General features: G+C 66.8%; 11 protein-coding genes. 2 read left to right on the plus strand and 9 right to left on the minus strand.

The window, feature by feature from the left end; all coding sequences use genetic code 11:
* Window position 1: 1 nt before the first annotated feature.
* From ABNQ39_RS01615 to ABNQ39_RS01635, 5 genes are all read right to left on the minus strand, one after another.
* The gene (locus tag ABNQ39_RS01615) at window positions 2-868 is read right to left on the minus strand and encodes an NAD kinase (protein WP_376958434.1); all 867 of its coding nucleotides are present in this window, start codon (window positions 866-868) and stop codon (window positions 2-4) included.
* A 172-nt stretch (window positions 869-1040) separates the two neighbouring features.
* A complete protein-coding gene (gene clpA / locus ABNQ39_RS01620; RefSeq protein WP_109445315.1) occupies window positions 1041-3356 on the minus strand; it encodes an ATP-dependent Clp protease ATP-binding subunit ClpA in 2316 nt (771 codons plus the stop codon).
* Between the two features lie 8 nt (window positions 3357-3364).
* Window positions 3365-3691 (minus strand): ATP-dependent Clp protease adapter ClpS, encoded by a 327-nt coding sequence (clpS, locus tag ABNQ39_RS01625; protein ID WP_014246998.1) that lies wholly within the window; start codon window positions 3689-3691, stop codon window positions 3365-3367.
* A 343-nt stretch (window positions 3692-4034) separates the two neighbouring features.
* Entirely contained in the window at window positions 4035-4514 is a 480-nt protein-coding gene (locus ABNQ39_RS01630) for a phasin family protein (protein ID WP_376958435.1), read from the minus strand.
* Window positions 4515-4843: 329 nt separating this feature from the next.
* Window positions 4844-5368, minus strand: coding sequence for a phasin family protein (locus ABNQ39_RS01635; protein ID WP_376958436.1), 525 nt, complete (start codon window positions 5366-5368; stop codon window positions 4844-4846).
* Between the two features lie 509 nt (window positions 5369-5877).
* Between ABNQ39_RS01635 and ABNQ39_RS01640 the strand changes: the two genes are divergently transcribed.
* On the plus strand, window positions 5878-6639 hold the full coding sequence (locus ABNQ39_RS01640; RefSeq protein ID WP_376958437.1) for a peptidase: 762 nt from the start codon (window positions 5878-5880) through the stop codon (window positions 6637-6639).
* A 39-nt stretch (window positions 6640-6678) separates the two neighbouring features.
* Here ABNQ39_RS01640 and ABNQ39_RS01645 read toward each other — a convergent pair whose 3' ends face one another.
* A complete protein-coding gene (locus ABNQ39_RS01645) occupies window positions 6679-7440 on the minus strand; it encodes a hypothetical protein (RefSeq protein WP_376958438.1) in 762 nt (253 codons plus the stop codon).
* 476 nt (window positions 7441-7916) lie between these two features.
* Here ABNQ39_RS01645 and ABNQ39_RS01650 point away from each other — a divergent pair, with 476 nt between their 5' ends.
* A complete protein-coding gene (locus tag ABNQ39_RS01650) occupies window positions 7917-9185 on the plus strand; it encodes a D-alanyl-D-alanine carboxypeptidase (protein ID WP_376958439.1) in 1269 nt (422 codons plus the stop codon).
* 32 nt (window positions 9186-9217) lie between these two features.
* On the opposite strand, the gene ABNQ39_RS01655 is transcribed toward ABNQ39_RS01650, so the two are convergent.
* The 3 genes from ABNQ39_RS01655 to ABNQ39_RS01665 all read right to left on the minus strand — a co-directional run bounded on the left by ABNQ39_RS01655 (window position 9218) and on the right by ABNQ39_RS01665 (window position 12319).
* The gene (locus ABNQ39_RS01655; RefSeq protein ID WP_376958440.1) at window positions 9218-9985 is read right to left on the minus strand and encodes a response regulator; all 768 of its coding nucleotides are present in this window, start codon (window positions 9983-9985) and stop codon (window positions 9218-9220) included.
* Window positions 9986-10070: 85 nt separating this feature from the next.
* A complete protein-coding gene (locus ABNQ39_RS01660; RefSeq protein ID WP_376958441.1) occupies window positions 10071-10562 on the minus strand; it encodes an MmcB family DNA repair protein in 492 nt (163 codons plus the stop codon).
* A gap of 143 nt (window positions 10563-10705) precedes the next feature.
* A complete protein-coding gene (locus ABNQ39_RS01665; protein ID WP_376958442.1) occupies window positions 10706-12319 on the minus strand; it encodes a PAS domain-containing sensor histidine kinase in 1614 nt (537 codons plus the stop codon).
* Window positions 12320-12347 lie beyond the last annotated feature (28 nt).

Genomic DNA, 12347 nt, shown 5'->3' on the forward strand with positions numbered 1-12347 from the left:
CTTACGGCGCGAACTGTTCCTTCAGGATGCGCTCTTCGAAGTTCAGCTCCGGGTCGAACAGCAGGGTCAGGCCGACCTCGCGGCATTCCTGGACCTCGACCCGCAGAACCTCGCGCACCTCGGTGAAGTCGGCGACGGCGCTGACCGGGCGCTTGCCTTCCTCCAGCACGTCGAAGGTGATCTTGGCGGTGTGCGGCAAAAGCGCGCCGCGCCAGCGCCGCGGGCGGAAGGCGCTGATCGGGGTCAGGGCCAGAACGCCGGCATTCAGCGGCACGATGGGGCCGTGGGCCGACAGGTTGTAGGCGGTGCTGCCGGCTGGCGTCGCCACCAGCGCGCCGTCGCAGATCAGCTCCGGCAGCCGGATCACCCCGTCGATGGTGATGCGCAGCTTGGCCGCCTGCCGCGTTTCGCGCAGAAGGGAAACCTCGTTGATGCCCAGCGCCTCGACCCGCTCGCCGTTCACCCGCGTCGCCACCATGCGCAGCGGATGCAGGCGGACATGCTGGGACTCCACGATCCGCTCGGCCAGATCCTCCTCGCGGTAGGCGTTCAGCAGGAAGCCGACCGAACCGCGGTTCATTCCATAGACCGGAGTCGGCCGTTCCCGGTTGCGGGTCAACGCCCGGTGCAGGGTTTCCAGCAGGAAGCCGTCGCCGCCCAGCGCCACGATCACGTCGGCTTCGTCCGGCAAGGCATTGCCGTAGCGGTGGACCAGCCGGGTGCGGGCGGCCCGCGCCTCGTCCGTGTCGGCGCAGGAAAACGCGATGCGCAGCGCATCGGGTGCCGGCATCAGCGGCGCCTGCGCATCTGCGGACTGGACAAGGCCGGCGGAATCGGCGGCGGGCGGCGTGGCGGCGGATTCGGTCATGGCGCGACCATACCGCAGTCCGGCCCTCGCGCAAAAGTATCGCGCGGTGACGACCCGATGCAAAAGAGCGCATCCGTCGGCCGCACCCATTGGCCGCACAACGAAAAAGGGGACCGCGGACGGTCCCCTTTTTTACGATGCGGAACGGGTTGGTGACCCGGATCGGCCGACCTTACTCGACCATCTCCGACACCATCTCCTCGTCATCGTCGCCGGAGGTGCGCTTCGGCCGGTTGCCTTCGGTATAGTCGAAGGCCGGCTTGTCGTCCTTTACGGTGACCTTGACCAGACCGCCCTTGCTGAGCTTGCCGAACAGCAGCTCTTCCGCCAGCGGCTTCTTGATGTACTCCTGGATCACGCGGCCGAGCGGGCGGGCGCCATAGAGCGGGTCGTAGCCCTTCTTGCCCAGCCACTCGCGCGCCTCTTCGTTCAGCTCGATGGACACGCCGCGGTCTTCTAGCTGCGCTTCCATCTGCATGATGAACTTGTCGACGACGCGGTTGATGACCTCCTGCGTCAGCGGCGCGAACGGGATGATCGCGTCGAGACGGTTGCGGAACTCCGGCGTGAACATCTTCTCGACCGCTTCGATGTCCTCGCCGACCCGGCGGTCACGCTCGAAGCCGATGGCGGGCTTGGCCATGTCGGCGGCCCCGGCGTTCGAGGTCATGATCAGGATGACGTTGCGGAAATCGACGATCTTGCCGTTGTGATCGGTCAGCTTGCCGTGGTCCATGATCTGCAACAGGATGTTGAACAGATCCGGATGGGCCTTCTCGATCTCGTCCAGCAGCAGGACGCAGTGCGGGTGCTGGTCGATGGCGTCGGTCAGCATGCCGCCCTGGTCGAAGCCGACATAGCCCGGAGGGGCGCCGATCAGGCGCGACACCGTGTGCCGTTCCATGTACTCGGACATGTCGAAGCGGGTCAGCTCGATGCCCAGCGTCATGGCGAGCTGGCGGGCCACCTCGGTCTTGCCGACACCGGTCGGGCCGGTGAACAGGTAGTTGCCGATGGGCTTCTCCGGCTCGCGCAGGCCGGCCCTCGCCAGCTTGATCGCGGAGACCAGCGCGTCGATCGCCTTGTTCTGACCGAAGACCATGGTCTTCAGGTCGCGCTCCAGGTTCAGCAGCGTTTCCTTGTCGTCGCGGCTGACCGACTTCGGCGGGATGCGGGCGATCTTGGCGACCACCGCCTCCACGTCCTTCACGCCGATCTTCTTGCGGCGCTTATTCTCCGGCAGCAGCATCTGCGCCGCACCGACTTCGTCGATGATGTCGATGGCTTTGTCGGGCAGCTTGCGGTCGCCGATATACTTGGCCGACAGCTCCACCGCGACGCGGATGGCGTCGTTGGTGTAGGTGACCTTGTGGTGCTTCTCGTAATAAGGCTTCAGGCCCTGGAGGATCTTGATCGCATCCTCGACCGACGGCTCGTTGACGTCGATCTTCTGGAAGCGGCGGACCAGCGCCCGGTCCTTCTCGAAGTAGCTGCGGTATTCCTTGTAGGTGGTCGAACCGATGCAGCGCAGCGAACCGGACGCCAGCGCCGGCTTCAGCAGGTTCGAGGCATCCATCGCACCGCCCGAGGTGGCGCCGGCGCCGATCACCGTGTGGATCTCGTCGATGAAGAGGATAGCCCCCTCCGTCGCCTCGAGTTCGGACACGACGGCCTTCAGCCGCTCCTCGAAGTCGCCGCGGTAGCGCGTGCCGGCCAGCAGCGAGCCCATGTCGAGTGCGAAGATGGTGGCGTTGCGCAGCACCTCCGGCACTTCCTGCTGGACGATGCGGCGGGCAAGGCCCTCTGCGATGGCGGTCTTGCCGACACCGGGGTCGCCGACGTAGAGCGGGTTGTTCTTCGACCGCCGGCACAGGATCTGGATGGTCCGTTCGACCTCCTGCTCCCGGCCGATCAGCGGATCGATCTTCCCGCCGGACGCCTTCTTGTTCAGGTTGACGCAATATGCGTCTAGCGCTTCGCTGCCTTTTTTCACGACCTTCTCCGCCGCCGCCTCGTCGTCAGCGCCCGAGACACGCTTTGTTTCCGAGCGGCCCGGAGCCTTCGCGATTCCGTGAGAGATGTAGTTGACCGCATCGAACCTGGTCATCTCCTGCTCTTGCAGGAAGTAAACCGCGTGGCTCTCGCGTTCAGAGAACAAGGCAACGAGCACATTTGCTCCCGTCACCTCCTCACGTCCCGACGACTGGACGTGGATGGCCGCACGCTGCAGAACCCGCTGGAAACCAGCCGTCGGCTTGGCATCATCGGGCCTGTTCGTGATAAGGTTCGCCAGTTCATTGTCGAGGTAATCCGACAGTTCCGCGCGCAGTCGGTCGAGATCGATCCCGCAAGCGCGCAAGACGGCGGTAGCATCGGAGTCTTCGGTCAACGCGAGAAGCAGATGTTCGAGCGTCGCGTATTCATGCCTGCGCTCGTTCGCGTGGGCCAGGGCTCGGTGCAGCGTCTGTTCCAGGTTACGCGACAGCATGTGTGGGTCTAATCCTTTTCTAACGTGCATTGCAGCGGGTGCTGGTTCTGGCGCGCAAAGTCCATCACCTGCGTGACTTTCGTCTCCGCCACCTCGTAGGTGAACACGCCGCACAACCCCACACCCCGCCGGTGCACATGCAGCATGATCTGTGTCGCTTCCTCCCGCGATTTGCTGAAGAAGCGTTCGAGAACGAGAACGACGAACTCCATGGGAGTGTAATCGTCGTTCAGCATCAACACCTTGTACATCGACGGCTTCTTGGTCTTCGGCTTGGCCTTGACGACCACGCCGCTGTTAGTGCCGTCGTTGCCCTGCTTGTCAGAGTCGGCCATGGTCCCAGTCGAATGTCATCGCGATGCACTTTCACTGGGAATGATATGGTCATTTCGGGCGCGGTGGGAAGGGGCCGTTTTCAGCTGACCTCCATTTGGCAGACCCTCCTTTGGACCGCAGGCCCTTCCGCTACTCCGTAATAGGAGACACCGCTTCGGAAATGGCCGCAATCGGCGGAAAACCCTACCCCGATCAAGGGGCCTTCCGACCGTTGGTGGAAGAGGGCGGCCGGAAACGCAAAACGGCCCGGCATCCCATGGCGGGATACCGGGCCGCTGCGATGCGGTCCATCAGGTGGGCATTGGCTGCCCACCGGTCAAGAAAGCAGGGAAGTCGAACCGGTCAGGCGGCGACCGGCTTCTTCGACAGAACCTCGACCGTGGCGTTGACACGGGCGTTCAGCGGGGCCAGCGCCTCGTTGGCGACCTTGACGGTCAGCTCCTGCAGCTTGGTGCTTTCCGACACGAATGCGTCGAGGCTGGCCTTGGTGTAGGCCTTCTGCAATTCGACCAGTTCCTGGATCGTCTTCACCGCCATCAGGGCCTTGGCGTTCGACACGCTCTTCTCCAGCGAGGACTGGGTGAAGGCGGCAACCTGCTTGCCGGCCTCTTCCGCGCCCTTGGCGACGACGGTGCCGGACTTCACGAGCGCATCGACATTCTCCTTGGTGAGAACGGTCAGCTCGTCATAGCTCTTTAGCACCTTGGCGGAGGCCTTTTCGATCTGCTCCTGCTGGGCCTTGACCAAGCCTTCCAGGTTCTGCTTGGCAGTGGCGATGGCGTCTTCGACGGACTTGGTGACGGCGGCGATCTGGTCGGACATGGCTATGCTCCTCGCGCTCTATAAGGGGTCAACCGCGCGGCCCCGACGGTGCGGCGGCCGGTTGCGGAGTGGGTTGAAACCCTCGGACCCCGGCAGAGCGGGCGCCCGAAGTATGCTGCACTGCAACATGACCTGAAGATAAGGAAGCCGCCGGGCGGAGTCAATCCGTATTGTGCGCTGCACAAAAAACTTCCGCGCGAGAATCCGGCTGGCGCGTCGGCGGCCCGAACGCAAGACGGCCCGGCAACCGCGTGGAGGTTGCCGGGCCGTTTGCGATGCCGGGGTCCATGGCTGAACCCCGGCCGTCACCTGCCATCCGATGGGGCAGCTCAGGCGGCGATCGGCTTGACGATCGGCTTGGAGAAGGTCTCGACCGTCGCGGTGACGCGGGCGTTCAGCGGGGCCAGGGCCTCGTTGGTCACCTTGGTCGACAGCTCCTGCAGGCGGGTGGTCTCGGCCAGCAGCGAGTCGAAGCTGGACTTCAGGAAGTCGTTCTGCAGCTCCACCACTTCCTGGATGGTCCGGGCGGTCAGCAGCGCCTTGCCGGTGGTGATGGACTTATCCAGGGCCGACTGGCCGTAGGCGACGACTTCGCGGCCCAGATCCTCGGCGCCCTTGGCGGCGATGGTGCTGCTGGCGATCAGCGCCTCGACATTGGCCTTGCCGGTGGCCTGCAGGTCCTCGTAGCTCTTCAGCAGCTGGGCGGCAGTCTTCTCGAACTGCTCCTTGGCAGCGGTCGCGGTCTGTTCGAACTGCTTGACCGTCTGCTCCTGGCCGGCCTTCACCAGGCCCTCATACTGCTCCTTGGCCTGGGTGGCGACGTTTTCGAGCGACTTCGGCGTAAACTGGTTCATGGCGTGCGTTCCTTCCTGGCTGATGCCGGCGTTTGGTTGGGAGACCCGTCCGCCGCAAAGCGTGGCGAGGAGCCTGCCGGCAGCGGTGTGCGTTGCATTTTTACGTTGTGCAGCCGTCAACCGCTCGATTTCCCAAGCCGCGAAACGGCGCAGGAAATGCTGCACTGCAATATAAGGGTTTTATGGACTAAGCACAGCGCGGTGTCAACAGTCCGTTCGGCGGGTATCCGGCTTACTCCCTTGCGCCGCACCATACCCCCACGGCGTGAAGCTCCGATGACAGCCGCGTCGCTTCCGTTGCCGGCCGGCGCCCGCCACGCGGAACCGCCGGCAAGTCCTTGAAAGCGCCCCTGATGGCGGATGTCCTTAACGAAGGCTTTACCGGCGCTGGGACAAGTGTAGCTTGGCCGCGGGCGGGACTCGCCTCGGCCATAGGTCAGGTGCGGCGCTTGGACGCGGCGTGCCGGACCATCCGCTCTTCAGGCCGCATCTTCGGGACAATTTCGATCATGACCTATTGCCTTGGCATCAAGACCCGCGACGGCCTGATCGGTCTGTCGGACGGCCGGATCACCAGCGGATCGCAGCTCTCGTCGGCCCGCAAGGTGACGATGATGGGCAGCGGCGGCGACCGCTTCTTCATCATGAACTCCGGCCTGCGCAGCGTGCGCGACAAGACGCTGGCCTATCTGCGCCGCGACATGCAGAAGCGCCGGGGCGAGTCCTATTCGACCATGCTGGACGCGGTTTCGGCCTTCACCGCCTGCCTGCGGCAAGTCGCCGCGGAGGACAAGGAGTCGCTGGAGGGGTCGAAGCTGCACTTCAACCTGCACGCCATCATCGGCGGCCAGCTGGCCGAAGACCGCGAACCCTACATGTTCCTGGTCTATCCGGAGGGCAACTGGATCGAGGTGGACGAGCGCACGCCCTATCTGTCGATCGGCGCCACCGCCTACGGCAAGCCGATCCTGGACCGCGCGCTGACCTACGGCACCGACATGCAGACGGCGCTGAAGCTGGCCTACCTGTCCTTCGACAGCACGCGCTTCTCCAGCAACGATGTCGGTTTCCCCATCGACATGGTGTCCTACCATGCCGAATCGCGCAGCTGGCGCCAGTCGAACTACGACTATGACGACCTCGCCGAACAGCGCCAGTGGTGGAACCGCAACCTGACCGAACTGGCCCGGCGCATGCCGGACGGCCCCTGGGTCGAGACACTGGTCCCGGAAGACATGCGTCCGCGCCAGCCGGCCGAAGAGACCGTCTGAACCCCGGCGGTCACTTGTGATCGCCACTTTTGGTTTGGCTTATTTCCCCGGAAGGGCGCTCAGCAGCAGCGCCCCGAAGGGGGCGGTCGGGCCGACCAGTCCATAGCGGCCTAGCCCGTCGCGCCCGATCTGCACCTCGAAGAACACGCCGCCGTCCGCCAGCTGGCCGGAGGAGGGCAGGGTGCGCGGAGCCTCGTCGGGAGCCGGCAGGCCGGGATAGGCGATGCCGGTCGGGTCGATGCTGCGCAGAAGCTCCGGGAACCGGGCGTCGGTGAAGCGGCTGGACGGATAGGGGTAGGCGGTGAAGAACCATTGCCCGGCCCGGCAGCCGTTGATCAGCCAGTAAAAGCCGTTGGACGGCAACCGCAACCCCTGGGGCGGCGGGTCGAAGACCCCGTCCTCGCGCAGGCGGCCGACGAAGCTGTCGAACTGGGCGGCGCTCAGTTGCAGGGTCGCCGTGTTGCCGCGCGCGGCGGAGAACGGATCGGCCAGCGTCAGGCGGGTGAGGTCGGTCGCCTCGATCACGTGGGCTTCGACCGCGGCGCCGCCGCGGTCCGGGTCGCCAACGATGTCGTAGGTGCGGACATGCCGATTGTAGTCGGCGTTGAAGATCAGCCGGTAGCGGTCGGCGCTGTCCTTGCCGCAACTGGACCGCAGGTCGTCGCCGTTAAGATAGCTGAACCAGGTCAGCTTGCGCGCCACCGGGTTGTCGGTCGGCCCGACGGAGCTGCAACCGGCGAGGGTGAACAGCGTGGCCGCCATGGCGGCAAGCCCCGCCATCCTGGCGGTTGCGCGGACCATGGCCCGGCGGTCACCCCCGCGGGAAAAAAAGGCGGCCCGAACGGTTCTTTGATGACCACGGCTCATTGTCGCTTGCCTCGCGTCGGCGGCCCCTGGTAGGTGGAGAACGAAGGACGTGGCGGCAAGACCCGATCTCCGGACACCGGTGGGCTTTGGCCTGCCGGAGGGCGCCGGTAATCCGTTTGCCCCTTCCGTTCGCGCCGTGCCGCACCCCTTCCGCCGTGCCGTCTCCGCCGTTCCTTACCCTCTACATGCAGGACCAGCATTTTGGCCACAGAAACTGCGAAAAGCCAAAGCAGTAAATTAACGAATTCATGCTAGACACTGATTTCGCACGAATTTACCATTGAACCAAGCACCAAGATCTAGCGGTTGGCGGGGCCATCATGAGTGTAACGCGCAACACCGTTCGTAACGGATTGTTTCCGTTCGCCTTTCGCGCGGCGGATACGGCCGGCGGGCGGAGTTCGGCGGGTATGGGTCGCCATCTGCTCGCGGCGGCCGCGCTGCTGGGGATGGTTGCCGTCGGGTCCGGCCTGTCCGCGGCCGAGGCGCTGGCGGCCAAGGCCGCCGCCATCGTCGTCGATGCCCGCACCGGGCAGGTGCTGATCGACCAGGACGCCGATGCGATCACCCATCCGGCGTCGCTGACCAAGATGATGACGCTCTATTTGACCTTCGACGCGCTGGAGGACGGTCGCCTGACCCTCGACCAGCAGTTGCCGGTCTCGTCCTGGGCGGAGAGCATGACGCCGACCAAGCTCGGCCTGCGCGCCGGGCAGACGCTGAAGGTGGAGACGGCGATCCTCGGCCTCGTCACCAAGTCGGCCAACGACGCCGCCGTGGTGCTGGCGGAGGCGCTGGGCGGCACCGAGTCGCGCTTCGCCGAGATGATGACGCGCAAGGCCCGCGAACTGGGCATGCGCCACACCGTCTACCGCAACGCCTCCGGCCTGCCGAACATGGAGCAGGTGACGACCGCCCGCGACTATTCCTACCTGTCCCGCGCGCTGATGCGGGACCATGCGAAGTACTACCCCTATTTCAGCCGCCGCAACTTCGTCTATGGCGGCCGCACCCTGGCCAACCACAACCACCTGATGTCCCGCTACGAGGGCATGGACGGCATCAAGACCGGCTATACCGTGGCGTCCGGCTTCAACCTCGCCGCCTCGGCGGTGCGGGACGGGCGGCGTCTGGTCGGCGTCGTGCTGGGCGGCAAGTCTGCCGTATCGCGCGACAACAGGATGGCGGCGCTGCTCGATCAGGCCTTCGGCCGGCCCAACCGGGGCCGCGACGATGCGCCGGTGATGGCGAGCCTCGACACCACCCGGTCGGACGCCATCGATGGCGAAGGGGACGATGACGACGAGGAGGTCGAGGTCAAGGCCAAGCCGGTCGTCCGCGCCTCGCTGCAGGCCGCGGCGGTTCCGGCGGCGATCCCCGCCGCGCCGGCCCGTGAGGAGAAGTCCACCCGTGGCGGCGACGCCTCGCATTGGGGTGTCCAGGTCGGCGCCTTCTCCAGCAAGGCGGCTGGCAACAAGGCGGTGTCGCAGGCCGTCAAGCAGGCGCCCTTCCTGCTGCGCACCGCCAAGGCCAGCGTGGTCCAGGCCAAGACCGGCAAGGACACCGTCTATCGTGCCCGCCTGACCGGACTGGACGAGAAGGATGCCCGCAAGGCCTGCGCCGTCCTGACCAAGCACGGTCATCACTGCGTCGCCGTTTCGCCCGGCGAGCGGGGCTGAAGAATGGGCTGACTGCCGCCGGCCGGGATCAGTTATCCCCGCGCCGCGGCAGCGCAGCGTTCGAGGAATTCAAGCGCGGGCGTCAGCATGCCGGCCAATTCACCGCCCTGACCGCCCGTATCGGCGCCCGGTTCCTCCAGGTCCTTCTCCAGAGCGCGCGCGGCCTGCCGCAGGGCGACGCAGCCATATTGTCCCGACACGCCGGCGATCTTGTGGGCCATCGCCCCGGCGGTCGTCCGGTCCCCGTTCTTCAGCGCCTCGTCCAGCGTCTGTCCATGCTGGCGCAGCACCGCCACCGTCTTGTCGATCAGTTCGGCGACGCGGGCAGCGGGCAGCATCTCCTGCATCGTCCCGATGGCGCGCTCGTCGAATGCCGGTTCGGAAGCCGGCTCGGCTGCCGGCGTCCTGGCCTCCGCTCCCCGACTCAGTGCCGCCAGCAGGGCGTCGAGCCGCAGCGGCTTGATCAGCGTGCCATCGGCGCCGCAGCCGTCACAGCGGTCCTGGCCTTCGCTGGTGGCGCTGGCGGTCAGCATCAGGATGCGGGGGCCGCCGCCGCCGGGCTGATGCCGGATGGCGCGGACCGCCTCGTCGCCCGGCAGGCCGGGCAGGCCGAGATCCATCAGGATCAGGTCGAAGGCAGCGGCCGACGCGGCGGCGACGGCTGCCGGTCCGTCTTCCACCGCCACCACCCGATGGCCGGCGCGCTCCAGCAGGACGCGGGCGGCAAGGCGGGTGACCGTCTCGTCCTCCGCCAGCAGAATGTGCAAGGAATGTGCTGCGCCCATCTGGTCCGCCGGCATGCCGGTCCGCTCTTCCCGGTTGATGTGGTGGCCGCAGTCTAGCCGGTTCCGCGCCCCTCCGCATCCCCGCGGTCGGGTGGCCGGGTCACACGGTCGGCGAGGATTGGGTAAACATTGGATCCTCGATCCGGTGCAGACGGCCGGCGCCCGTCATCGCGGCGCGCAGCAGCAGGGTCTTGCGGCGGGCGGCGGCCAGCTTGGCGACCGGAGCCTCGCGCAGGACTTCGGCGCCATAGGCGTCGGCGACGATCAAGCCGCAATCCTCCGGGATCAGTTCGGTCGGGAAGCCATCATCCACCGCGAAATAGAAAGCGTCGCACCATTCGCGATACTCCTGCCATTTCTGGTCGGAGCGGAAATCGGGCACACCGCTCTTCACCTCGACGATCAGGATGTTGCCGGCCTCGTCGATGGCGAGCACGTCGGCCCGCCGGCCGCTCGCCAAGCGGAATTCGGTCAAGCTGGCATAGCCGCGCGCCGCCAGCGCTCGCCGGACGCCGCGGAAGATCGGCGGCGCGCCCACAGCCGGGACGCTGGCCTCGGTGTTGGAAACCGGAACGGCAATGTCGTCGCTCATGACGCGGTGCCACCATTGAAACAGGAACGTGTAGGGAACATGAGGCCCACAATGACCTGTCGTCCCGTCCCCGCCAAGGGGCAAAAGGTGGATGCCGGCAATCGGCGCAACGAAATCGGTTCAGCGGAATCAGCCCAGAAGAATCAGCCGGACGGCAGAATGACCGGAGGCAGGGGCGCCGGGCGGCAGCGGTCGCGCGGCAGGCTGCGGTCGGCGGGGAAGACCAGCACGACCGCGGTGCCGACGCCGGGCTGGCTGCTCAGCTCCATCCGTCCGCCATGCATCTCGACCAGCCGCTTGACGATGGGCAGCCCCAGCCCGGTGCCGCGGGAGTTGCGGGCGATGGTGGAGTCCGGCGGTTCGAACGGGTGGAGGATGCGCGGAAGCTCGGCGCTCGGGATGCCCACGCCGGTGTCGGCCACCATCAGCCCGATGCCGCCGTCCGGCATCAGATGCGCGGTCAGCATCACCTCGCCGCCGGGACGGGTGTGGGTGACGGCGTTCGACAGCAGATTGGTCAGCATCTGGGTCAGCGCCTGGGCGTCGCCCTGCAGGAGTGGCAGGTCGGCCGGCACCTCGCGGCGCAATTGGACGTCGCCTTCCTTCGCCACCTCGTGCAGGGCGGAGACGACGCGCAGCGACAGCATGTCAAGGTCCACCCCCTCCTCGGCCATCGGCATGCCGCCGCCATCCAGACGCGACAGCTCCAGAATGTCGTCGATCAGCGCCAGCAGATGGCTTCCCGCATCGCGGATGTCGCCGGCATAGCTGCGGTAGCGGGGGTTGCCCAGCGGCCCGAACGCCTCGGACAGCAGCATCTCCGAAAAGCCGAGGACGGCGTTCAGCGGGGTCCGCAGCTCGTGGCTCATCTGGGCCAGGAAGGCGCTTTTGGCGCGGCTGGCGCTTTCCGCCTCGGCGCGGGCGGTTCGGGCCTCCGCCTCGCGGATGCGCAGCCGCTCCTCGTTCAGCTTCAGCGTGGTGACGTCGGTGTAGTGGACCAGCACGCCGCCCGGCACCGCATGTTCGCGGCTGAGCAGCCAGCGTCCGTCGGGCAGCGGCACCACCACCGGCGGTTCCAGGCGGCGATGGCGCTCCAGCCGCGCCGCCACCCAGGCGCGGCGCTCCTCCTCGGTGGTCAGGCGCGGGTCGGTCAGGGCGAAGCGGTTGGCCAGCTCCTCGAACGGAACGCCGGGAACCAGCCGGTCGGCCACATCGGGCAGATCCCTCTTCAGCCGTCCGTTGGCATGGACCAGACGGTCCTCATGGTCGAACAGGGCGAAGCTCTCCGCACTGTGCTCGAGCGCTGCGGTCAGGCTTTCGGCCAGCACCTCGGCCACCGTCGGCGCTTCGGGGCCAAGATCGGTCAGCACGGCGCACAACCCGCCGGCCACGGGGCCGGCCGATACCCGCCAGCGCACCGGCGTCGTGCCGCGCCGCGCCGCGACCGTGCGCTCCACCGGGCCGTGCAGGCCATCGGCCAACGCGGCGAACAGGCCGGGGCAGGCGGCATCGATGCCGCCGCCGCGCAGCCGCCGGCCCGCCAGCGGGGCGATGCCCATCAGCCGCTCCGCCGCCGGGTTGGCGGACAGCCATTCCAGGTCGGTCAGCGCGCCCGTACAGTCGTGGTGCGCCTTGAGCAATGCAACCGCGTCGGGCAGATGCAGCATGGCGATCGGCAGAGGATCGGCAGGCGGGAGTTCCCTGGCCGCGGTCCCGCCCCGCCCGGCATCGGCGCAAGTCTGCGTATCGCAATCCATCCGGCGATCATTACGGCCTATTCCTAAA

Origin of the sequence: Azospirillum sp. A26 (assembly GCF_042604635.1) — a bacterium.
GTDB classification, from domain to species: domain Bacteria; phylum Pseudomonadota; class Alphaproteobacteria; order Azospirillales; family Azospirillaceae; genus Azospirillum; species Azospirillum palustre.

Excerpts from the sequence above, each read along its gene's own strand:
- clpS (WP_014246998.1), bottom strand. The coding sequence starts at position 3,691 with ATGGCCGACTCTGACAAGCAGGGCAACGACGGCACTAACAGCGGCGTG.
- ABNQ39_RS01630 (WP_376958435.1), bottom strand. The coding sequence starts at position 4,514 with ATGTCCGACCAGATCGCCGCCGTCACCAAGTCCGTCGAAGACGCCATC.
- ABNQ39_RS01660 (WP_376958441.1), bottom strand. The coding sequence starts at position 10,562 with ATGAGCGACGACATTGCCGTTCCGGTTTCCAACACCGAGGCCAGCGTC.
- ABNQ39_RS01655 (WP_376958440.1), bottom strand. The coding sequence starts at position 9,985 with ATGCCGGCGGACCAGATGGGCGCAGCACATTCCTTGCACATTCTGCTG.
- ABNQ39_RS01615 (WP_376958434.1), bottom strand. The coding sequence starts at position 868 with ATGACCGAATCCGCCGCCACGCCGCCCGCCGCCGATTCCGCCGGCCTT.
- ABNQ39_RS01650 (WP_376958439.1), top strand. The coding sequence starts at position 7,917 with ATGGGTCGCCATCTGCTCGCGGCGGCCGCGCTGCTGGGGATGGTTGCC.
- ABNQ39_RS01635 (WP_376958436.1), bottom strand. The coding sequence starts at position 5,368 with ATGAACCAGTTTACGCCGAAGTCGCTCGAAAACGTCGCCACCCAGGCC.
- clpA (WP_109445315.1), bottom strand. The coding sequence starts at position 3,356 with ATGCTGTCGCGTAACCTGGAACAGACGCTGCACCGAGCCCTGGCCCAC.
- ABNQ39_RS01640 (WP_376958437.1), top strand. The coding sequence starts at position 5,878 with ATGACCTATTGCCTTGGCATCAAGACCCGCGACGGCCTGATCGGTCTG.
- ABNQ39_RS01665 (WP_376958442.1), bottom strand. The coding sequence starts at position 12,319 with ATGGATTGCGATACGCAGACTTGCGCCGATGCCGGGCGGGGCGGGACC.
- ABNQ39_RS01645 (WP_376958438.1), bottom strand. The coding sequence starts at position 7,440 with ATGGTCCGCGCAACCGCCAGGATGGCGGGGCTTGCCGCCATGGCGGCC.